Consider the following 21,972-nt stretch of genomic DNA (forward strand, 5'->3'; position numbering starts at 1 on the left):
ATCGAGTAGACAGTGTCTATGCAGCCGAACGACACCGCCACCGGCGGCCTCCGCGAGCGCCTCATCGACACCGGCGTGACACTCGTCGACGCGGAGGGCGCGGCCGCGTTGTCGCTGCGCGAGATCGCCCGCAGGGCAGGGGTCTCGCACGGCGCGCCCCGCCGCTACTTCCCCACCCACCTCGAACTGCTGTCGGCGATCGCCCGACGCGGCTTCACCGAACTCGGCGCACACGCCACGCGGGCACTCTCCGACGCCGGACAGGACCCGCGCACGCAGGTGGTCGCCCTGTCGCACGCCTATCTCGACTTCGCCGCGCAACACCGTGGCATGTACGAGCTGATGTTCCGTCACGACCTGCTGGAGAGCGGAGAATTGGGGCTGCGCGAGACCAGCCTTCCGCTGTTCAAGGTGCTCTCCGACCTGGTCGCCGCGGCGCGCCCGGATGCGGAACCGGCGCTCGTGGCGGGCGCGTTGTGGGCGAATCTGCACGGTGTCGCTCAGCTGTGGGGCTGGGGCAGTCTCCAACTGGCCGCCGCCGTCGAGGACATCGAGCCGTTGCTGGCCTCGGTGCTCGACGCCCACCTGGGCCCGGCTCCCCGATGAATGGCCATACGCGTCGACGCGTCACACTCGCGGGCAGCGTCGTCGGCGCGGTCCTCGTCGCGCTCGACGGCACGGTCCTGACCATCGCCCAGCCCACACTTCAGGACGACCTCGGCGCCTCCCTCGCTCAGGTCCAGTGGACCAGCACCGGCTATCTGATCGCGGTGGCCAGCCTGCTGGTGTTCGCCGGGCGGCTCGGCGACCGCTACGGGCACGCCCGGCTCTTCGGCTACGGGATGCTCGGGTTCGCGGCGGCCTCCGCAGGGATCGGTGTCGCGCCGGACATCCACTGGGTGATCGCGCTGCGCGTCCTCCAAGGCGTGTGCGGCGCGCTGCTGCAGCCCGCGACGCTCGGCATGCTGCGGGCCGCGTACGACGCCGATTCGCTCGGTATGCCGATCGCTCTGCGCACCAGCGCGATCGGTGTCGCGGCGGCCGCGGGCCCGCTGGTCGGCGGGGTGCTCACGGCGCAGTTGGGCTGGCGTTCGGTGTTCTTCCTGGGCGTGCTGCCGGCGGTGGTGATCGCGGTGCTCGTCCTGGTGGTACGGGACCGGGACGCGGAGGCCGGAGCACGCGCCACCGGGCTCGATCCGGGCGGTGCGCTGCTGCTCGCGGTGGCGCTCGGCTGCCTGGTGGCGGCGCTGGCCGCACTTCCGGGAGCCGGGTGGTCGACGGGCACGGGGCTGCTCGCCGCCGGTGCGGGGACGGCGGTGGCGGTCTTCGTCGTGCACGAACGCCGTACGACGGAACCACTGTTGTCCCCCGCACTGCTCGCGTCCCCGGCCGTCGCGCCGGCGCTCGGCATCCTGTTGACGGCTTCGGCGGCCCTGTTCGGCACGCTGTTCGTGGCCACGTACTTCTTGCAGGACGTCCTCGGCCTCGACCCGCTCGGCACGGCGCTGCGGATGCTGCCCGCCGCCCTGTGCATGGTGCTCGCGGCGCCGCTCACCCCGGTGCTGCTGCGCCGCTACGGGTCCCGGGCGACGACATCGGCCGGGATGCTGGTCCTCGCGGCGGGGGTGTTCGGCTTCGGCCGCCTCGGCACGTCGGCGTCTCAACTGGCCATCGGGGCCTGCGCGTTGGCGATGGGTACGGGCTTCGGCACGGTGATGGTCGCCGCGACGGAGTCCCTCGTCCGCCGGGCCGACCTCCGCGTGGCCGGCGTGGCGGGCGGCCTCCAGCAGACAGCGATGAACGTGGGCCCGACGCTCGGCGTGGCGACGGCGACGACACTGCTCGCCTCCGGCGCGGACTTCGTGGCGTCGATGGGCGTGACGCTGACGGCGCTCGCGGCCCTGGTGCTGGCGGCCGGTGCGGCGGCGGTGCGGCTCCCCGACGGGGCGCCACGGGCAGCGGCCCGGGCCCGTACCCCTTAGGTGATACGGGGCGTGGCTCAGCCGGAGACCGGGGTGCGGGACAGCGCGGTGCGCAGCGCGAAGACGCCGAGCAGGCCGCCTGCCGTGAACCGCTGGGCGGTCATGGCGCGGGGGCGGGCGGCCAGGAACCCCGAAACCCGTGCGGCGCCCAGCATGATCAGGGCGTTCACGGTCATCCCCACGATGATCTGTACGCCACCGAGCTGGAGCAGCTGCCCCCAGGCGGGACCGGCGTGCGGGTCGAGGAACTGGGGCAGCAGCGCGGCGTACATGAGCGCGATCTTGGGGTTGAGCAGATTGGTCAGCAGCCCCATCGAGAACAGCCGGGCGTCGGAGACCGGAGGCAGGTCCGCCGCCGGAGCGAACGGCGAGCGGCCGCCGGGCTTGAGCATGCTCCAGGCGAGATAGGCCAGGTAGACGGCCCCGGCGAGCTTGACCACCAGGAACGCCACCGGCACGGCGGCGAACAACGCGGAAAGCCCCGCGGCCGCGGCCAGCAGATACGCCACGAATCCCACGGCGGTCCCACTGAGGCTGACCAGGCCCGCCCTGCGCCCTTGGGTGATCGCACGGGAGGCGAGGTGGATCATGTTCGGTCCCGGCGTGAGGGCCATGCCCAGTTCGATCAGGGCCACTCCCCCGACTGCGGTCGCACTGATCACCGGTCACCCTCCTGGTCGCTCGTCGGGCACCTGACGTGGATCGGGGCACCCGGGCGCCGGGGACGACTGCGACGCATGGCGTGCATGCCATCCGAACACCCGTGCCACAGATTACGCGACCAGGGGAACCCGCCGGTCAGCCCCTCAGTGCGGGATCCCGTCGATCAGTTCCCGCGCCCCCTGACGCAGCAGCGCCACCGCCACCGACATCCCCAGCGTCGCCGGGTCCAGCGGGCCCGCCCACTCCTGCGCGTTGAGCACCCGCTTGCCGTCGGGGGTGAACACACAGCCCCGCAGCGACAGGTCGCCGGATCGCTCGGCGCGGGCGTAGCCGGCGATCGGTGAGTTGCAGTGGCCCTGAAGGACGTGCAGGAACATGCGCTCGGCCGTCGCCTCGCGCCAGGTGTCGCGGTCGCCGAGACCGGTCACCGCCTCCAGCGTCGACTCGTCGTCCTCGCGGCACTGCAGCGCCAGGATCCCGGCGCCGATCGGCGGACACATCGTCTCCGGCGAGAGGATCTCCGTGATGACGTCGGTGCGCTCGATGCGTTCGAGTCCCGACAGCGCGAGCAGGAGTACGTCCGCGTCGCCCGCCGCCATCTTCTCCATGCGGCGATTCGCGTTCCCGCGCATCGGGACGCATTCCAAGTGCGGGTGGGAGGCGGCGAGTTGGGCCACACGGCGGACCGAGGACGTGCCGACGCGGGTCCCCTCGGGCAGCTCGTCGAGGGTGCGGCCCGCCGGGTCGATCAGCGCGTCCCGTACGTCGTCCCGCTTCAGGTACGCGCCGAACGTGCACCCCTCCGGCAGCGGCCGGTCGGCCGGGATGTCCTTGAGGCAGTGCACGGCGAGGTCGGCCTGCCCGTCGAGCAGCGCCCGGTCGACCTCCTTGGTGAAGGCTCCCTTGCCGCCGAGCTTCGACAGATCGCCCATCCACTTGTCGCCGCTGGTCGTGACCGGCACGACCTCGGTCCGGATCCCGGGGTGCAGCGCGGCGAGTTCGGCGCGGACACGCTCCACCTGGGCCAGAGCCATCGGCGACGAACGGGAGACGATACGGATCAACTCGGCTGACATGCCGACACGATAGCCCCTTGGGCGTCGAGGGGATCGACACCCCCGCGCGGAGTGCGACGCACTCAGCGGGGCTCGGCACTCCGCGACCAGCCGCGCGCCTCGCCCTCGTCGATGAGCCGCCGCCCGGCCTGCCACAGGGACGCGGACGCCTCTCCGATCACCGCTTTGCGGGCGCGGACGTCGTCGGCCGTGACGCCCGGGGTGCGCCACGTGCCGCCGCGCGCCATCCAGTTGAGCAGCAGGGGCTGCAGCCGGTCCATCGCCTTGGCGAATGCCGCCTCAGGGGTGCGCCGCTCCTCGAACTCGTCCCACAACGCCCTCATCCGCCGCCCCTGATCCGCCGGAAGCAGGCCGAACAGCTCGTCGGCCGCGGCACTCTCCCGCTCCTGCTGATCGACGCCCGCGGCACTGTCGTACAGGGGTGTGTCGCCGGCGTAGATCTCCACCAGGTCGTGCAGGAGCACCAACTGGACGGTGTGCCCGACGTCGATGGGCCGGTCGGAGTGCTCGGCGAGGACGACCACCATCATCGCCAGGTGCCAGGAGTGCTCCGCGTCGTTCTCCCGGCGGTCCGCCGCGGCCAGCGGCGACTGCCGCAGGACGGTCTTGAGCTGATCGACCTCTACGAGAAAGGTGAGTTGGTCCCGCAGCCGTTCGTCGAGGCCTTCGGGAAAGGGCGTCTTGTCGGCAAGCAGCCTGCGGCGCTCATCACTCATGCCTTCATCGTGGCATGCGCGAACGAGCGAGCGGCGGGGCACCGCGCGCCCTCATTCCGGGCGCAGGATTCCTTCCACCCCGTGCAGGAACGTCTCGGAGATGAGCGCGGGGTCGAAGAGGCAGCCGGCCGCCATGGCGCCGTCCCGGAGCATGACGAAATGCCGACCGGCCTCGTCCGCGGGCGCGCAGCCGGCCTGTCCGAGCAGCTCGACGGCCGTTTCCAGGAACCATTGCCGATGCGCCAGAACGGCCTGGTGGACCGGGTGGGACGGGTCCGGGTATTCGGCCGCGGCGTTCAGGAAGGCGCAGCCGCGAAAGCCCGAGGACCGGATGCCCTCGGTGATCGTGCGAGCGACGGCGCGGACCGTGTCGGGGGCCGGCAGTTCCTGGGCGCGGACGTCCTCGACCTGGCCCCGGATGCCCTGGTCGGCCAGTTGCAGGTAGGCGAGGACGAGTTCTTCCTTGCCCTTGAAGTGCCGGTACAGCGTGGCGCGGGTGACCTGGGCCTCTTCGATGATCCGGTCCACGCCGACCGAGTGGATGCCCTCGGTGTAGAAGATGCGGGTCGCCGTGGAGAGCAGCCGCGTCCGCGCCTCGGACGTCCTGCCGCTTGTCGTGCTCGCGCTCATGGCGCCCACCGTACCAGGCGTGCGAGGGAGAACGTTCGGTCTTGACGGCGAGGACCGGACGGCTTTAGATGAAAAGAGACCGAACGTTCTCCCTCGGTCAATCACTCCGGCGCGCCCTCCGAAAGGGATCCTCATGGAAACCGTCGTCTCCACCCCCGCCCCCGCGACGAACCCCGTCGCCTCGCTGCGTCGCCTGTACCTTCTCCGCTTCGCCTTCGCCGCCGTCTGGGCCGGGCTGCTGTTCACGAGCGCCGACTCCCTGGGGGTCCTCAGCAAGACGCTGCTGGTGCTCTATCCCCTGTTCGACGTGGCCTGCGCGATCGTCGACGTACGCTCCGCCAGGGCCACCCGCGGTCCGGTGCGCGGCCTTTACGCCAACATCGCGCTCAGCGCCCTGACCACCGCGGGGCTGCTCGCGGCCGTCTCCTCCGGCATCCCGGCGGTGCTGCGCCTGTGGGGCGCCTGGGCGATCACCGCGGGCCTCGTCCAGCTGGCCGTCGGTGTCCTGCGGCGCGGCATGGGCGGGCAGTGGCCGATGATCGCCAGCGGCGGCATCTCCGCCCTCGCCGGGGCCTCCTTCATCGCCCAGGCGGCGAAGGACGGCGCTTCCCTGACCAACCTGGCCGGATACGCCTTCCTCGGCGGCGTCTTCTTTCTCGTCTCCGCGCTCCGACTGCGGCGCTGAGACGGAGCAGCGCGAGCCCTACCGGCCGAACACCTCGAACGGCACCGCCGGCTTGCCGCCGAACCGCTCCGCCGTCGCCTGCGCGTTCCCCGTGAGGAAGGTGCGGCAGTACGTCTCCGGGTCCTCGTCCGTCAACACCTCGATGTACGTGCGGTGTTCGAGGAGGGAGCTGATGGAGCGCTCGAGCCCGGCCGTGGCGTCGACGGCGTGGGTGGGCTGCGCGGAACCGGCGATGGCCACCCACCGCACCCCGTTCCACGGCTCGAGGCCCTGCTCGGTCAGCTCGGGGAAGATCCACCGGTTGCCCGCGTCGCCGGCCGCGTCGAGCGTGGCCCGGCCGACGGCGACGTGGTCGGGCGTGTTCCAGGCGACGCCGCCCCACGTGTCACGGTGGTTGAGGGTGATGACGAGTTCCGGACGGTGGCGGCGGATCGCTGCGGCGATGTCGCGGCGCAGCGCCGTGCCGTACTCGATGACGCCGTCCCGATGGTCGAGGAACTCGACCGTGTTGACGCCGACGACCGCCGCGCTCGCCCGCTGCTCCTGCTCGCGCAGCGGACCGCACTTCGCGGGTTCGAGGGTGTCGATGCCTGCCTCGCCCCGAGTGGCGAGTACGTAGATGACCTCGCGCCCCGCGTCCGTCCAGGCCGCGACGGCGGCGGAGCAGCCGTACTCCAGGTCGTCCGGGTGGGCGACGACGGCGAGGGCGCGCTGCCAGTCCTCCGGCATGGGCTGCAGCGGGGCTTCGGTGCTGGATCCGGGCAGGGTCATACGGGCATCGTATGACCCTGCCCGACCGTAGGGCAGTCCCTACGCCTCGCCGCGCGCCATCGCCAGCAAGCGGTCGAGCACCCGCGGTCCGCCGGCACGCAGCCCGTCGTGTTCGAACTCGTTCGTCACCCACGGCCGAAGGCCCCGGATGGTGCGGGCCGTGCGCAGTGCGTGCTCCGTGTCCACGTACATGTCGTCGTGGTAGACGGCGGCGACCGCCGGGACCTCGTTCGCGGCGAGCCGCGTCGGGTCGTACAGGGGCGCCCAGTCGGTGCGGGCCGCGACCCGCTCCGCGACCTCGCGCAGCGGCCGCAGCGCCGGGTCGCAGTCGAACTGCCACGGGTGGATGGTCTCGCCGGTGAACAGCAGCGGACCGCCGCCCGCGAGGGCCTTCTCCCCGTCGAACTGCGGGAATTCACCGCGTACGCGCTCCGCGGACCAGTCGGTGGCCCGGCCGCCCTGCGCGTAGATCGCCTCGTGCAGCACGGCGTACAGCGGGTGGGAGCGGTAGGACAGGGCGCCCGCGACCTGTTCGCAGAAGGCGTCCGACAGTTCCCACCCACCCGGAGTCCGCACGAACGCGTCCTCAAGGAGGTAGTGCAGCCGGTCGCTGCCGTCGCCCGCGCCGAGCCAGATGCCGAGGGACTGGAAGGCGGGCAGGGTCAGCCGGTAGCCGTTCGGCAGGACGGGCTCGTGCTCGAGGACGTACGCGGCGATGTTCCCTGCCCGCTCGACGTCCATCGGGTAACGGGCGTAGTGCGCCCGGACCTTGCGTTCGACACGCGGGTACGCGGCTCGGTAGACATCGTCCGCGTGGCCGTCGAGCGTCGGCAGGCCACCCGTGATGATCGCGGTCTCGAGCCCCTCCGGCGCGGACGACAGATAGCGGACGGCGCAGAAGCCGCCGAAGCTCTGCCCGAGGATCGTCCAGGGCGCGCCGCCGGTGACCTCCCGGCGGATGAACTCGCAGTCGCGCACGATCGAATCGGCTCGGAAGTGCCCCACGTAGGCCGCCTGCCGCTCGACGTCGCCGCGCAGCGGGAGCGTCTGGCGGTTGACGGTGGCTGAGGCGCCGGTGCCGCGCTGGTCGAGGAGGAGGACCCGGTAGTCCTTCAGTGCGCGGCCGAGCCAGGCCGCCGGGCCGGAGAAGCGGTTGGCGCCGAAGCCGGGACCGCCCTGGAGGTAGAGGAGCCACGGCAGGTTCTCGTGCGCGCGCCCCGGTGCGACGGCCTCACGCGCGAAGAGCTCGATGCGTTCCCCGTCGGGAAGGTCGTGATCCAGGGGTACGGAGAACCGACGGTCGGTCAGGACGACCCCGGCCTGTCGATAGCTGGCGGCGCTCAATGCGGCTCCTGTGCGGCGGTGCGGACGGTATGTCCGACCAGTTCAGCACATGGCGATCGTGCGCTGGTGGGGGCTACCCCACAGGGCGTCCCCGCACGGTGTGCGTGCGGTCCTGCGTCCTGACAGATAGGGCACAGGTCACGCCGAAGCGCCGGGCGGCCCACCGTGCGGCGTGCCGGACAGCGACTCCAGGACGACCACCGTGGTCTCGAACGACCGCTTCGCCGCATGCGCGTCCAGGTTCTTCTCGGTCTCGCGCCAGCGGTCCCACAACCGCGCCCGCTCGTCGCCCGTCGCGGCGCGCGCTCGTACGACCCGTTGGCCGTTGACCGTGTGGACGATCGCCTCCGGGTGTGCCCGCAGGTTGAGCCACCAGGCGGGCTCGCCCTCGCCCCATCCGTTCATCGCCAGCGTGACCAGGCGCGGACCGTCCTCCACGTAGGCGACGATGACGCCTCGCAGGCGGCCGGTGCGGCGGCCCGTGGTGGTCAGCCGCAGGGTGCCCCATTTGTTGAGGCGCGGCTTCCACAGCCCGACCCTGCCGCCGGAGGCCCGGTACGCGCCCCGGTGCACCGACCAGGCCAGGCGGATGAACCAGCGCGGCGGGAGCCACGGCGCTTTCGTACGGTCCTGGGCCGGCATGTCGACCTCCCCACGCACAGTTGGCGGCGGTTCCGGTCAAGCTAGCCACGGCCGTCGGCAGCGGATAGAGCCGAACGGCCCACAGGATCTAGCGCGCGCCCAGGCTCGATCCGCGCACCACCAACTCCGGCTGCAGCACCACCCGTCGGTGCTCGTGCGCCCGCTCCGGGTCGTCCGCCGCCTCGATCTCCTCCAAGAGGAGGTCCGCGGCCAGGGCGCCCATGTGGACCGCGGGCTGGCGCACCGAGGTGAGCGGGACCGCGGCCGCCGCCGCGAACTCGATGTCGTCGTAGCCGACGATCGCGATGTCGTCGGGCACCCGGACCCCGGCCGCGTACAGGGACTGCAGGACGCCGAGGGCGAGGAGGTCGTTGGCGCAGAAGACGGCGGTGGGGCGCTCGGTGAGGCCGAGGAGGCGGGCGCCCGCGTCGCGGCCCGCCGCCACGTCGAGCCGTTCGGTCGGGAGTTCGCGCAGCGCGGAGGAGGGGAGGCCGGCTTCCTCCAGGGCGCGCAGCGCGCCCTGGCGGCGGTCCTGGACCTGGTTGAGCGTGCGGGGGCCGCTGACGTAGGCGATGCTGCGGTGTCCCGCGTCGATGAGGTGGCGCACCGCGAGCGCGCCGCCGTTGACGTCGTCGACCGAGACCGAGCACTCGGTGGCGCCCTCGGCGACCCGGTCGACCAGGACGAACGGGATGTCGTGCCGGCGGAAGGCCTCGACGGTGGGGCCTGTCGCCTCGGCGGGCGTCAGGAGGACTCCGCGCACCCGCTGCTCGGCGAAGAGCGACAGGTACTCGGCCTCCTCGGCCGGGCTCTGCGCGCTGTTGCACACCATCACCCCGAGCCCGGCGTCCCGCGCGGCACGCTCGGCGCCGCGTGCGACATCCACGAAGAACGGGTTGCCCATGTCGAGGACGAGCAGGCCGATGATGCGGCTGCGTCCGGCGCGCAACTGCCGCGCCGACTCGCTGCGGACGTAGCCGAGCCGCTCGATGGCGGCCTGCACGCGGGCACGCGTCGCGTCGGCCACGGCCTCGGGCCGGTTGATCACGTTCGAGACCGTGCCCACGGACACCCCCGCTTCACGGGCGACGTCCTTGATCCCCACGGACTGTCCCATCGGGTGTGGTCCTCCTGGTGAGCTGGTGCGGCAGTCGGAGTGTACGTGGCGGGGCCCGTCCGGTGTTCGAGACATCGGACGACCGGGTGAATCGTTTCGGTCCTGAGCATCTCTCCAACAGGCGGGACACCCCTCCCCCAGCCTCCGCCCGCCCAGCCTGTCGCCCCAGTAAGGCAGGTGTGCCTCATACATACCTCATGCACGCCCCTTGCCTCTCGAGGCGCAGACCTGAATCGTTTGAACCGGAACACCTTCACCGACGAAGGGACACCCCGAGATGCGCAGCGACATACGTCGCAGAACCGTCCTCGCCGCGAGTGCGGGCGCGGTGCCCGTCATCGCGGCCGCGGCCCCCACCGCCGCCGCGGCCCCCACCGGACCAGCCGCTCTCCCCGCTCCATCCGCTCTCCCGAACGGCGCCGTCACCGGCCTCACCACCGAACACCGCGTCGACCCCCTCGGCACCGACGCCACCCGCCCCCGCTTCGGCTGGCGGCTCGGTTCGCGGAAGCGGGGCCTGGCCCAGGGCGCGTACCGGATCCGGGTGGCGTCCAGCGCCGCGCGGCTCGCCCGCGCCGACGTGTGGGACAGCGGCCGCGTGACGTCGCCCGACTCGGTGGCCGTGCGCTACGCCGGGCCCGAACTCAAGCCGTCCACCCGGTACTTCTGGTCCGTGACGGTGTGGGACGCGGACGGCCGCGAGGTCGGCACCTCCCCCGCCGCCCGTTTCGAGACCGCCCTGCTGAGCAGCGACGGCACCACCCACTGGGACGGCGCCCAGTGGATCGGCATGAAGGGCAAGAAGCCCAACTCGGCCGGCGCGCCGCTGCTGCGCAGCGAGACCGCACTGCGCGGCAAGGGCCAGGTCCGCGAGGCGCGTCTGTACGTGTCGGCGCTCGGTGTCTACGAGGCGTACGTCAACGGCGAGCGCGTCACGGTCCCCGAGGGCGAGGGCCGCACGGCCGAACTGCTCACGCCGGGCTGGACCAACTACGACACGAGCGTCAACTACATGACGTACGACGTCACGGAGTCGGTCACGCGCGGCGGCGGCCGTGCCGTGACGCTAGCCGCCGTGCTCGGCAACGGCTGGTACAACGCGCGCGTCTCGGAAGGCAGCACGTACTACTCCAAGGACGGCAATCCGCTCGCCCTCAAGGCCAAGCTCCTGATCCGGTACGCGGACGGCAGCACGCAGAGCGTCGTCACGAAGCCCGGTACCGGTTGGAAGGCCACCGACACCGGCCCCTACCGCGCCGACGACATCTACGACGGTCAGACCTATGACGCCCGCAAGGAGCTCACCGGCTGGACGGCGAGCGGCTTCGACGCCTCGAAGTGGTCGGACGTGGAGGAGGTCGGCTACGCCGCGAAGTTCCCGGCCGCCAAGCTGACCGCCTACCCCGGTGAGACGGCCCGCCTGATGGAGAAGTGGGACCGCACCCCTCAGTCGCTGACCGTCTACTCGGAGGTCACGGGCGAGGAGTCGAGCGCCAACGGCAAGGGTCGCATCGTCCCCGACCCCGCCCGCTCCACCGACGGCAGGCCGGGCCCGGTCACCCTGCGCCCCGGTGACACCGCCGTCTTCGACCTCGGCCAGAACATGGTCGGCGTCCCCCGCTACACGCTGCGCGGCACCGCCGGAGCCGAAGTCGTCGTCCGATTCGGCGAGATGCTCAACGACGACAGCAAGGGCGCGGACGGCCCCGAGGGCTCGCTGTACCGGGCCAATCTGCGCTCGGCGAAGGCCACGAGCACGTACGTCCTCAAGGGCGCGGGCGACGGCGAGACGCACCAGGACTCGCTCACCTTCTACGGCTTCCGCTATGTGTCGGTGGAGGTGACCACGAAGGACGCCGAGGTCACGGTCTCGGACCTGACCGGCAAGGTCGCCACCTCCGCGATCCGCGAGACCGGCAGCATCACGACCAACGACGACGACATCAACCAGCTGATCAGCAACGTCCATTGGGGCCAGCGCGGCAACTATCTGTGGGTGCCCACCGACTGCCCGCAGCGCGACGAGCGGCTCGGCTGGACCGGCGACACGCAGGTGTTCTCCAGCACGGGCCTCTACAACACGGACTCGGTCGCCTTCCTCAGCCACTTCGAGGACATCCTGATCGAGTCGCAGAAGACGTACGGCGTCGACGGCGCCCAGTTCACGGCGGTCGCGCCCGGCAACCGGTACAACGCCGCGGAGCCGTGCAGCGGTTGGGCGGACTGCGGGGTCGTCGTGCCGTGGACCGTGTGGCAGATGAGCGGCGACCGGACCATCATCGACCGCAGCTGGGACGCGATGGTCCGCTACATCGACTGGATCAAGAAGAAGGGCGGCGACAGCTACGCAGGACAGGGCGCGATCTTCGCCGACTGGCTCGCCTTCCAGAACACCGGCACCCAGCTGATGAGCGACGTCTACTACGCGTACAGCGTCCGCCTGATGGCACAGATGGCGAAGGCCACCGGCCGCGCCCCGGAGTCGAAGGCGTACGAGGACCTCTTCACCCGCGTCCGCCGCGCCTTCATGGCCAAGTACATCGCCGTCGACGGCGACAAGATCACCGTACGGTCCAGCCTCGGCGGCAAGCCGGTCATGGGCGGCGACCCGGAGGACAACAGCCAGTCGGCCCTCCTCTGGGTCCTCAAGCTCGGCTTCTACGACACCCAGGCCCAACGCCGGGCGCTGGTCGGTCTGTTGGCGGACAACATCGGCAACGACGCGGCGTACAAGGCCGCCCACCCCGACAGCGCCCGCGTCGACTACGCCGAGAACACCCTGTCGGTCGGCTTCCTCGGCGTGAATGTGCTGGCGCCGGTCCTCACCGACGAGGGCCGCCCCGACCTCGCGTACAAGCTGCTGCACCAGGACGCCATGCCCTCATGGCTGTACTCGGTGAAGAACGGCGCGACGACGATCTGGGAACGCTGGAACTCGTACTCCAAGGACGACGGGTTCGGCCCGGTGGAGATGAACTCCTTCAACCACTATTCGTACGGCGCGATCATGGAGTGGATGTACGCGTACATGGCGGGCATCGCCTGCGACCCCGACCACCCCGGCTTCCGGCGCTTCCGGCTCCAGCCGCACCTCGACCCGACGGGCGCCGTCACCCAGGTGTCGGCGCGGCACCTGTCGCCCTACGGCGAGATCACCAGTGAGTGGGAGCTGGCCAAGGACGGGACGCTGACGTTCGAGGCCACCGTGCCCGCCAACACGGAGGCGACGCTGAGCCTGCCCAGCGTGTCGGCGTCGTCGGTCCGCTCGGGGCGTACACCGCTCGCGCAGGTCGAGGGCGTGCGAGCCGCTGGATTCGCCGACGGCAGGGCGACGTTCCGGCTGCCGCCGGGCCAGTACCGGCTGACGAGTTCGGTGCGCTGACGCGATCGGGCGGGCCCTCCTCATCCTCCGTCGGCGCTCGGCGGAGGGCGCCAGGAGAGCCCGCTCCGCCGGGAGAGTCTTCGCCATTCGCTGGGCGTGATGCCGTACGTCTGGCGGAAGCGGCGTGAGAAGAAGGCGGGATTGCCGAAGCCCCAACTGCGCGCGACCGCCTCGATCGTGCGGTGTGCGTGAGTGGGGGCCGCGAGGTCGCTGCGGGCGCCCTCGAGCCGGCGGCGGACGATCCACTTCTCGAGGCTGAGCCCGCCGTCCGCGCACAGTCGGTACAGCGTCCGCACGGACGTGTTGTGCGCCCACGCGATGCGTTGCGGGGTGAGATCGGGTTCCCGCAGATGGGTCCGGGCGTAGGCCAAGACCCGGGTCAGGAGGGTTTCCGCGGCGACGGCGCGGCGGGTGGTGTCGTCGCCCGCGACGGACACCACCCAGGCCCGGACGAGTTCCAGGGTGGCCGAGGCCAGGGCCTCGGCTTCGGGGCCGGTGGTGACCCGGTCGGCGATGCTGTGCAGGCCGTGCACGTGGTTGATCAACAGGCGGCCGACGGGGCTGTGTTCGAGCGTCGGGATCGCGGTGCGGATCGACTCCTCTGGCAGGCCGAGGCGTTCGGTGTCGAACATCAGGGCAAGCGTGCTGCCGAGCCCCGACCACCAGTACTCGTACCCGGCGGGCATGTGTTGCAGAGTCGCGCTGTTCGGGCCGATGCGCTGGTGGTGGTCGGTCCAGGAGAAGCCGCCGGATCCTTGGCGATGAATATTGATCGCGACGGTGTCGAGCGCGTCGCGTCGCGCCTGCCGGAGTGAGCGGGAGACGCGCATCCCGGTGCCCTGGGTGTGGAAGAGCGTCAGTGGGCCGAGGGGCCAGAGTTCGAGGCGTTGCCAGACCGTTCCCTCGGGCTCCTCTCCCTGGACGGAGGAGACACCGCCGGCGCCGGCGGCCACCGCTTCGAAGGCCGCGATCCGGTCGCCGACCGGAAGGTCGCTTGTGTCGAGGACGAGCACAACGCCTCCCCTGCCGGCGGCGTCCTGTCGCCGCCCGATGCGCCAGTGTCCGCCGCGTGCGTCTTGCCGGGCAAAGGTGAATGTACGCAGCACGGTCCTGCCCGAATGCCTCCTGGGGCGCACGGTGCGGCAGGTGCGGAGAGTCGCGCGCGGCCAGGGTCGTGGCACGGAGAGGACAGGCACCGACAGGCAGGGGCAAGCCGACGGGCGACACCCGTGCCACGCTCCCGCACAAGTCCTTCACAACTATGGGGTGCGGCGAGAGGTGCTGGGTATGACCTTCCACGGCCGGTCCGACGAGCGCGCACCACTCGACCTGCTGGTCGCGGACTTGCGTCAGGGACTGAGTGGGGTCGTCTTCCTGCAGGGCGACGCGGGGATCGGCAAGAGCGCACTGATCGACCACGTGGTCACGGAGGCGGCGGACCTTCGGGTGCTGCGGTTGGCGGGGATCGAGGCGGAGGCAGGGTTCGCGTTCGCCGCGCTGCAACGGCTGCTGGTTCCGTTCCAGGACGAACTGAAGGAAGGCGGCGCGTTGTTGCCGCTCCAGCAGGAGGCGCTGAAGGTCGCCTGCGGGCTGGCCGACGGGCCTCCGGCGGACCGGTTCCTGGTGGGGCTCGCCCTGCTGGCCTTTTTCGCGGACAAGGCCAAGCTGCGTCCGGTGCTGTGCTGTGTCGACGACGCCTGCCTGCTCGACCGGGACTCCCTGGAGGTGTTCGCCTTCGTGGGCCGTCGGCTGCACGCCGAGGGAGTCGGCTTCGTGTTCGCCGCCAGGTCCGGTTTCGACATCCCGCCCGGCCTGCCCGTCGTACCGGTCCCCGGACTGGCCGAGCCGGACGCGCTGGAGCTGCTGCGGTCCGTGGCGGACGGTCCTCTCGACCCCGTGGTCGGGGCCCGCATCGTGGCGGCGACCGGCGGCAACCCCCGAGCGCTGAGCGACCTCGGCCGGGAGCTCTCCGCCGAGCACCTCGCCGGCTCCCTCGCCCTGCCCGAGCCCTTACCCGTGGGGAGCCGGCTGGAGGAGCACTACCGGCAGCAGGTACGCGGGCTGCCCGACGCCACGCGCGCGTGGCTGGTGCTCGCCGCCGCCGAGCCCAGCGGTGACCTCCACTATCTCGCGCGCGCGGCGCACCTGTTGGGAATCGCGGCGGACGCGTCGGGGCCCGCCGAAGGCGCCGGGATGGTGACATTGCGCGCCGCCGTGGAGTTCCCGCATCCGCTGGTGCGCTCGGCCGTGTACGGCGGTGCCACGAGCGTGCAACGGCGCGCTGCGCACCGCGCGTTGGCGGAGGTCACGGACCGGCCGGACGACCGGGATCTTCGCGCGTGGCATCTCGCCGCCACCGTTCCCGGCCGGGATGCCGCCGTGGCGGACGAGGTGGAGCGTGCCGCCGACCGGGCCGCGACACGCGGCGGGCATGCGGCACGGGTGACGTTCATGACGCGGGCGGCGGAACTCTCGCCGGACGGCGGTGCCCGGGCCGGGCGGTTTCTCGCCGCCGCCGAGGCCGCCGTCGCCGCCGGAGCGCCACGGCAGGCCGACGTGCTGCTGGGGGCGGTCGACGTCGGTCTGTTGAGCGAGGCGGGGCGGGCGGGCGCGCTGCTGGTTCAGGCCGGGGTCGTCGACGGCCTGGGCGGGCCCGATGCCCCCGCGCGGGCGTCGGCGCTGTGCCTCGCTGCCGCGTCGGCGTACGGGAATCGGGAGCCAGGCCGCAAGCGCCAAGCTTTTCTGCACGCAGCCGAGTTGACGTTCACCGCAGGGCACCGCGCCCCCGCCACGACGGCTGCCGAGATCGCACGTGCGGTGGACTCCCTGGCAGCGTCCGGGCCGCCGACGGGCATCGACGAACTGCTGCGCGGCTTCACCGTCCTGGCCGGTGCCGGCTATGAACAGGCCGTTCCCCAGCTGCGCAAGGCCCTGACGGCGCTGCTCGCACCAGGCACGCCCGACGACGTGGTGCTGGGCGGCTACGGATTGGGCGTCTGGTTCTCCACCCTGTTGTGGGACCACAACGCCCGTACCGCCCTGTTGGAGCGCGCCGATGGCATCGCCCGGCGGCGCGGAGCCCTGGGACACCTCGACGCGATCCTCTCCTGCTCCGCCATGGCCGAGACCACGCTGGGACATCTGGCGGCCGCCGAGACACTGGAGGCCGACGGCCGGCAGCTCCGGGCGGCGATGGGCAGACCCACGGCACAGCCGCAGCATTACCGGAACGCCGAGTTGCTGGCCTGGCGTGCCGTCGACAACGGCCCGCGGGAAGCACTGCACCGGGCCCTTGAGGACGCGCGCGCACGCGGCGACGGAGCGCTGGCGTCCCTCGCGCACGGCGGCGTGCTGATCCTCGCGCTGGGAAGCGGGGACTACGCCTCGGCCCGCCCAGTGGCGGAAGAGCTCGTCCGGCCCGATGCACTCGGGCTGCACTCCCGGCACCTGCCGGCGGTCGTCGAGGTGGGCGTGCGCTGCGGGGACCGTACGCTGGCGACCGCGGCCCTGCGCATCCTGGGCGTCCGGGCCACGGCCGCAGGCACGCCGTGGGCGCTGGGGCTACTGGCGCGCTCGCGGGCCCTGCTCGCCGGGGCTGGGGACGCCGAGCCGCTGTACCGCGGGGCCATAGATCTGCTGTCCCGGACGAGCGCGGAGGCCGATCTGGCCGTCGCCCACTTGCTGTACGGCGAATGGCTGCGCCGGCGAAGGCGCCGCAGGGACGCACGGGCGCCGCTGCGGACCGCCCTGACCATGTTCCGGGCGATGGACGCGGGCGCCTTCGCCCAGCGTGCCGCGCGCGAACTGGCCGCCACTGGAGCGCACTTGACCAAGGTTCCCGAAGGCGCGCGGGAGCCGCTGACCTCGCAGGAGCTGAGGATCGCCCACCTGGCGGCGCAGGGCGCGACCAACGCCGAGATCGCCACGCAGATGATCATCAGCGCCAGCACGGTCGACTACCACCTGCGCAAGGTGTTCCGGAAGCTGGACGTGCCCTCACGGCGCCGGCTCGCCGAGGCCCTACGCGCGTGACCACGCCCACTACGCGGCGCACGTGATGCGGCGACCGCCCGGACCGGCGAACCATCGGAGTGTCACAGCCAACCCCTCCTCGGTCGGGAGCAGTTCATGCCCTACGTCACCACATCCGACGGTGCGCAGATCTTCTACAAGGACTGGGGTACGGGCCGTCCCGTCGTCCTCAGCCACGGCTGGCCCCTGAACTCCGACAGCTGGGAGGCCCAGCAGCTGTTCCTGGCCACCCACGGCTACCGCGCCATCGCCCACGACCGGCGCGGCCACGGCCGCTCCACACAGACGTGGAGCGGCAACGAGATGAACACCTACGCCGACGACCTGGCCACGCTCATCGACACCCTGGACCTGCGCGACGTCACCCTGGTCGGCTTCTCCACCGGCGGCGGCGAGGTCGCGCGTTACGTCGGCCGCCACAGCACCGCCCGTGTCGCCCAGGTCGTCCTCGTCTCCGCGGTGCCGCCGTTCATGCTCAAGACGGCCGACAACCCCGGCGGTGTCCCCGTCGAGACCTTCGATGCCATCCGGGCCGGTTCGCTCGCCGACCGCTCGCAGCTCTACCGCGACCTGGCCGACGGCCCGTTCTTCGGCAACAACCGGCCCGGTGCCGATGTCTCCCAGGGGATCCGGGAGGCGTTCTGGCTCCAGAGCATGCAGGCCGGGCACCGGAGCGCGTACGAGTGCGTCGCGGCGTTCTCCGCGACCGACTTCCGCGCCGACCTGGACGCCATCGACGTGCCCACGCTGGTCGTCCACGGCGACGACGACCAAGTCGTGCCCTTCGAGGTCGGCGGCAAGGCGTCCGCCGCCCGCATCAAGAACGCGACGCTGAAGGTCTACCCGGGCGCGCCGCACGGCATCACCGACACGCACAAGGACCAACTCGGCGCCGATCTGCTGGAGTTCCTCAACTCCTGATCACGTGAACCGACGCCGCTCCGAGCCCGGCACACGGTTTCCGCACGGCCCTTCCCTGCCTGCCCGCTTCAGAAGGAGTCACCATGAATCCCGGTCATCCTCCGCGCCGCCGTGTCCTCGGTGGCGCGCTCGCGGCCGGCGCCGCGACCCTCGTCGGCGCCGCCGCCCCCGCATCGGCCGCGTCCGCCGAAAGGTCCGGCGGCGCGAAACCGACGGTCGTCCTCGTGCACGGCGCGTTCGCCGACGCCTCCGGGTTCAACGCCACCATCGGGCTGCTGCACAAGAGCGGCTTCCCGGTGATCGCGCCGGCGAACCCGCTGCGGGACACCGCGGGCGACGCCGCGTACATCTCCAGCGTGCTGGACACCCTCACGGGACCGGTGATCCTGGCCGCCCACTCCTACGGCGGCATCGTCATCACCAACGCCGCCCGCGGGCACGCGAACGTCAAGGCCCTGGTGTACCTGGGGGCGTTCGCGCCCGACGAGGGCGAGAGCGCGCTGCAACTGGCGCAGCAGTTCCCCGGCAGCGAGCTGGGGGCCGCGCTCGTTCCGCGCCCCTATCCCCTGCCCGGCGGCGGCGAGGGCACGGACGGCTACATCGCGGCCGAGAAGTTCCAGGCGGTGTTCGCGGCCGATCTGCCCGCGTCCGAGACACGTCTCATGGCCGTCACGCAGCGCCCCGGTTCAGTCGAAGGGCTCAGCGGCCCGAGCGGCGCGCCCGCCTGGAAGAGCATCCCTTCCTGGTATCTGATCCCGACCCAGGACAAGGTCATCCCGCCCGCCGTCCAGCGGTTCATGGCCAAGCGCGCCGGCAGCAAGGTGAAGGAGATCCGCTCCTCGCACGTCGTCATGATCTCCCACCCGCAGGCCGCCGCCGACGTCATCAAGTCCGCCTACGTCGCCACCCGTTGAAGGGTCCATCCGTGAAACCCGACACGATCGTCCTCATCCACGGCTTCTGGGTCACGCCCCGCAGCTGGGAACACTGGATCACGCACTACCAGGCCAAGGGCTTCCGGGTGCTCGCGCCCGGCTACCCCGGCTTCGAGGTGGAGGTGGAGGCCCTCAACGAGGATCCGACACCCATCGAGCAGCTCTCCGTCCCCGCGATCATCTCGTCGCTGGAGAAGCTGATCGACGGCCTCGACACCCGGCCGATCCTCATGGGGCACTCCGCGGGCGGGGTGTTCACCCAGATCCTGCTGGACCACGGCTACGGCGCCTGCGGCGTCGCGATGAACTCCGCCCCCACCGAAGGCGTCGCGGTCATCCCCCTGGCGCAGGCCAAGGCGACGTTCCCGGTGCTGAAGAACCCCGCCAACCGGCACAAGGCCGTCGGCTTCACCTACGACCAGTGGCGCTACGCCTTCACCAACACCTTCCCCGAGGACCAGGCGCGGGCGGCGTACGAGCGCTACCACATCCCCGCTTCCGGCCATGTGTTCTGGGGCAGCGCGCTGGCCAACATCCACCCCGGTCATGCCGATTCGTACGTCGACTACCACAACGACAAGCGCGCGCCTCTGCTGTTCATCTCCGGTGAGAACGACCACCTGATGCCACCGAAGATCCAGCGTTCCAATGCCAAGCACTACAAGTCGGGGGCCCTGACCGAAATCATCGAATACGCGGGACGCTCCCACCTGATGCCGGCGCAGGACGGCTGGGAGGAGATCGCCGACCATGCCCTCGAGTGGGCGCTGGCTCATTCCTGACGGCGAGGTGTGAACTCGGATCCGTACGGCAAGTCCGGTCGCACCCGGCCCCGTTCGGTCGCCCTCCGGTCTCGTTCGGGCGAGTTCCGGCACAGCTCTTCTGCCGCGACGGTGTCCGTCAGACTGTCCGTTTCCGAGACGGGGCGATGCGCCGAGGGGGCCTTTCGTGGGCGGGGCCATCATGGACGGACCGAGGGGCAATCTGCCGCCCGCGCGGACGGAGTTCGTAGGGCGGCGGGCCGAACTGGAGGCCGTGGGCCGCCTGTTGGCCGCCTCCCGGCTGACGACGCTGACCGGGGTGGGCGGAGTGGGCAAGACCCGCCTGGCCCGGCAGGCGTGCGAGGCGGCGGGAGAGGACTACCCGGACGGTGTCTGGCTGGTCGAGCTGGGCCAGCTTCGGATGCCGGGGCTGGTGTACGGCGTGGTGGGCGAGGCGCTTCCGCTGGCCGATCCGACCTCGCGCCCCATGCGCGAGGTGCTGTGCGAGTGGCTGGCCGACCGCCATCTGCTGCTGCTCATGGACGGGTGCGAACACCTGCTCCCGACGTGTGCGCGGGCGGTGGAGGTGCTGCTGGCCGCCGCACCCGGCGTACGCGTTCTGGCCACCAGTCGCCAGCCCCTCGCCATCCGCGGCGAACGGCTGCTGCGGGTGCCCCCCATGCCCCTGCCGCCTCCCCCGACCCGCGGGGCGGACGGCGGGGCGGAGGAGACGAGCGAGGCGGTGGCCCTCTTCGTCCGGCGGGCCGCCACCGCCGCACCGGGGTTCACGCTGAGCGGGCGGAACCGGGCGGACACGGAGGAGGTCTGCCGCCGCCTCGACGGCATCCCGCTCGCCCTGGAGCTGGCCGCGGCCCGGCTGAGCGAGCTGTCCGTGCCGGAGCTGCTGGGACGGCTGCGGAGCCGCTTCGAGGTGCTCGCCGACACCCCGGCCAAGGCGTCGCCGCCGGCATCGCCGCGGCACCGGACGTTGCGGACCACCATCGGCTGGAGCCATGAGCTGTGCACGCCACCGGAACGCCTCGCTTGGGCCCGTCTGTCGGTGTTCCTCGGCGGCTTCGAAAAGGAGGCGGCGGAATGGGTCTGCGCGGGCGGGCCACTGGCGGCCGATGAGGTGGCCGGGGTGCTGTCCGCGCTGGTGGACAAGTCGATTCTCCAGCGCGCGGACACTCCCCAGGGCCCCCTGTATTCGATGCTGGACACGGTGCGCGAGTACGGCCTGGAGTGGCTGGCCCGCGTCGGCGACCAGCCGGCTCTTGAGGCGCGGCACCGGGACTACTACCGCTACCTGGCCCGCGCCGGTGCGTCGGAGTGGTGCGGACCCGACCAGATGGCCTGGTCCGAGCGGCTGACCGCCGCGCACAGCAACCTGCGCGTCGCCCTGGATCACTGCCTGGCCCATCCGGACCCGCGTCTCGCACTGGAGATGGCGGGCAGCCTGTGGTTCTTCTGGTTCGGCTGCGGCTTCCTGCGCGAAGGGAGCCACTATCTGGACCGGGCGCTGGGCAGGAAGCCGGACGCCGGGCCCGGCTCCGAACGGTTCTGGGCGCTGTGGGCGCGCGGTCTCGTGACGCTCGGCCAAGGCGATTTCGAAGCCACCGCCGCGCTGCACGAGGTCTGCACGCCCATGGCACGACAGCTGGGCGATCCGGCGGCGGTCGCGGCCGCGCTCTACCTCGAAGGCACGTATCCGGCGATGACCGGCAGGCCCGCGGACGCGCTCGTGCTGCTCGACGACGCGGCCCGGTCGCCCGACTGCGGCGGCGGGTTCCTCGCCGCCCGTTTCCTGACCCACTGCACCGTGTGGTTCGCCCATCTCCAGCTGGGCCGGTCCGACCGTGCCGAGGCGACGGCCACGCTCCTGCGCCGGGAGAGCGAGGCGTGCGGCGAGCAGTGGATGCGCGGCTATGCCCTGTACTTCCTGTCCATGGCCGCACTGACCAACGGCGACCCGGCCACGGCCGTCCGGCACGCCCGCACCTCGCTCGACATCAAGTGGCGGCTGCACGACACCCTGGGAGCCGCGCTGACCCTGGACGCACTGGCCCCGGCCCTCGCCGCGATCGACCCGGAGAGGGCCGCCCGCCTGCTCGGCATCGCCGACACCCTCTGGCGTTCCTTCGGCCTGGCGCAGATGGGATCACCCGGGCTCATCGCCGCCCGGCGCACCTGCGCCCAGCAGATCCGTGGGGTCATCGGCGACGCGTCCTATGAGGCGGCCTACAAGACCGGACTGGAAACCCGCCCGGAGGACTGCGTCGCACGGGCTCTCGCCACGGCGGACCGGTAATGGCCGG

General features: G+C 71.8%; 18 protein-coding genes. 9 read left to right on the top strand and 9 right to left on the bottom strand.

The features are described from left to right. The first annotated feature begins 18 nt into the window (after window positions 1-18). Both ACYSUO_RS00525 and ACYSUO_RS00530 read left to right on the top strand, forming a co-directional pair. Complete coding sequence (locus tag ACYSUO_RS00525) at window positions 19-606, top strand: TetR/AcrR family transcriptional regulator (RefSeq protein ID WP_461773949.1); 588 nt, start codon at window positions 19-21, stop codon at window positions 604-606. After that, window positions 603-1,982 carry an MFS transporter gene (locus ACYSUO_RS00530; RefSeq protein ID WP_461773950.1) on the top strand — a complete coding sequence of 460 codons (1,380 nt, stop codon included), beginning with the start codon at window positions 603-605 and terminating at the stop codon, window positions 1,980-1,982. Before ACYSUO_RS00525 ends, ACYSUO_RS00530 begins: the two co-directional genes overlap by 4 nt. A gap of 17 nt (window positions 1,983-1,999) precedes the next feature. Here ACYSUO_RS00530 and ACYSUO_RS00535 read toward each other — a convergent pair whose 3' ends face one another. The 4 genes from ACYSUO_RS00535 to ACYSUO_RS00550 all read right to left on the bottom strand — a co-directional run bounded on the left by ACYSUO_RS00535 (window position 2,000) and on the right by ACYSUO_RS00550 (window position 5,067). After that, complete coding sequence (locus ACYSUO_RS00535; protein WP_461773951.1) at window positions 2,000-2,644, bottom strand: LysE family translocator; 645 nt, start codon at window positions 2,642-2,644, stop codon at window positions 2,000-2,002. Between the two features lie 144 nt (window positions 2,645-2,788). Continuing rightward, the gene (gene hemC, locus ACYSUO_RS00540; protein WP_461773952.1) at window positions 2,789-3,721 is read right to left on the bottom strand and encodes a hydroxymethylbilane synthase; all 933 of its coding nucleotides are present in this window, start codon (window positions 3,719-3,721) and stop codon (window positions 2,789-2,791) included. 62 nt (window positions 3,722-3,783) lie between these two features. After that, on the bottom strand, window positions 3,784-4,437 hold the full coding sequence (locus tag ACYSUO_RS00545; RefSeq protein WP_461773953.1) for an HD domain-containing protein: 654 nt from the start codon (window positions 4,435-4,437) through the stop codon (window positions 3,784-3,786). A gap of 51 nt (window positions 4,438-4,488) precedes the next feature. After that, window positions 4,489-5,067: a TetR/AcrR family transcriptional regulator gene (locus tag ACYSUO_RS00550; protein ID WP_461773954.1), complete on the bottom strand. Its 579-nt coding sequence runs from the start codon at window positions 5,065-5,067 to the stop codon at window positions 4,489-4,491. A 133-nt stretch (window positions 5,068-5,200) separates the two neighbouring features. On the opposite strand from ACYSUO_RS00550, the gene ACYSUO_RS00555 reads away from it, so the two are divergent. Beyond that, window positions 5,201-5,752 carry a hypothetical protein gene (locus ACYSUO_RS00555; RefSeq protein ID WP_461773955.1) on the top strand — a complete coding sequence of 184 codons (552 nt, stop codon included), beginning with the start codon at window positions 5,201-5,203 and terminating at the stop codon, window positions 5,750-5,752. An 18-nt stretch (window positions 5,753-5,770) separates the two neighbouring features. On the opposite strand, the gene ACYSUO_RS00560 is transcribed toward ACYSUO_RS00555, so the two are convergent. The 4 genes from ACYSUO_RS00560 to ACYSUO_RS00575 all read right to left on the bottom strand — a co-directional run bounded on the left by ACYSUO_RS00560 (window position 5,771) and on the right by ACYSUO_RS00575 (window position 9,626). Continuing rightward, entirely contained in the window at window positions 5,771-6,523 is a 753-nt protein-coding gene (locus ACYSUO_RS00560) for a PIG-L deacetylase family protein (protein ID WP_461773956.1), read from the bottom strand. A 39-nt stretch (window positions 6,524-6,562) separates the two neighbouring features. Further along, entirely contained in the window at window positions 6,563-7,867 is a 1,305-nt protein-coding gene (locus tag ACYSUO_RS00565) for an alpha/beta fold hydrolase (RefSeq protein WP_461773957.1), read from the bottom strand. 138 nt (window positions 7,868-8,005) lie between these two features. Beyond that, entirely contained in the window at window positions 8,006-8,509 is a 504-nt protein-coding gene (locus tag ACYSUO_RS00570) for a nitroreductase/quinone reductase family protein (RefSeq protein ID WP_461773958.1), read from the bottom strand. An 88-nt stretch (window positions 8,510-8,597) separates the two neighbouring features. Further along, window positions 8,598-9,626 carry a LacI family DNA-binding transcriptional regulator gene (locus ACYSUO_RS00575; RefSeq protein ID WP_266717894.1) on the bottom strand — a complete coding sequence of 343 codons (1,029 nt, stop codon included), beginning with the start codon at window positions 9,624-9,626 and terminating at the stop codon, window positions 8,598-8,600. A 277-nt stretch (window positions 9,627-9,903) separates the two neighbouring features. Here ACYSUO_RS00575 and ACYSUO_RS00580 point away from each other — a divergent pair, with 277 nt between their 5' ends. Beyond that, on the top strand, window positions 9,904-13,008 hold the full coding sequence (locus tag ACYSUO_RS00580; RefSeq protein WP_461773959.1) for a family 78 glycoside hydrolase catalytic domain: 3,105 nt from the start codon (window positions 9,904-9,906) through the stop codon (window positions 13,006-13,008). Between the two features lie 20 nt (window positions 13,009-13,028). Here the strand turns inward: ACYSUO_RS00580 and ACYSUO_RS00585 are convergent, their stop codons facing one another. Next, a complete protein-coding gene (locus ACYSUO_RS00585; protein ID WP_461773960.1) occupies window positions 13,029-14,021 on the bottom strand; it encodes a helix-turn-helix domain-containing protein in 993 nt (330 codons plus the stop codon). Window positions 14,022-14,295: 274 nt separating this feature from the next. On the opposite strand from ACYSUO_RS00585, the gene ACYSUO_RS00590 reads away from it, so the two are divergent. The 5 genes from ACYSUO_RS00590 to ACYSUO_RS00610 all read left to right on the top strand — a co-directional run bounded on the left by ACYSUO_RS00590 (window position 14,296) and on the right by ACYSUO_RS00610 (window position 21,965). Beyond that, the gene (locus ACYSUO_RS00590; RefSeq protein WP_461773961.1) at window positions 14,296-17,040 is read left to right on the top strand and encodes a LuxR C-terminal-related transcriptional regulator; all 2,745 of its coding nucleotides are present in this window, start codon (window positions 14,296-14,298) and stop codon (window positions 17,038-17,040) included. 96 nt (window positions 17,041-17,136) lie between these two features. After that, window positions 17,137-17,961: an alpha/beta fold hydrolase gene (locus ACYSUO_RS00595; RefSeq protein ID WP_461773962.1), complete on the top strand. Its 825-nt coding sequence runs from the start codon at window positions 17,137-17,139 to the stop codon at window positions 17,959-17,961. An 83-nt stretch (window positions 17,962-18,044) separates the two neighbouring features. Then, a complete protein-coding gene (locus tag ACYSUO_RS00600; protein ID WP_461773963.1) occupies window positions 18,045-18,875 on the top strand; it encodes an alpha/beta fold hydrolase in 831 nt (276 codons plus the stop codon). Window positions 18,876-18,886: 11 nt separating this feature from the next. Next, a complete protein-coding gene (locus ACYSUO_RS00605; RefSeq protein ID WP_461773964.1) occupies window positions 18,887-19,678 on the top strand; it encodes an alpha/beta hydrolase in 792 nt (263 codons plus the stop codon). Window positions 19,679-19,859: 181 nt separating this feature from the next. Then, a complete protein-coding gene (locus ACYSUO_RS00610) occupies window positions 19,860-21,965 on the top strand; it encodes an ATP-binding protein (RefSeq protein ID WP_461773965.1) in 2,106 nt (701 codons plus the stop codon). Window positions 21,966-21,972: the final 7 nt, after the last annotated feature.

It is taken from the genome of Streptomyces sp. UC4497 (assembly GCF_054871485.1).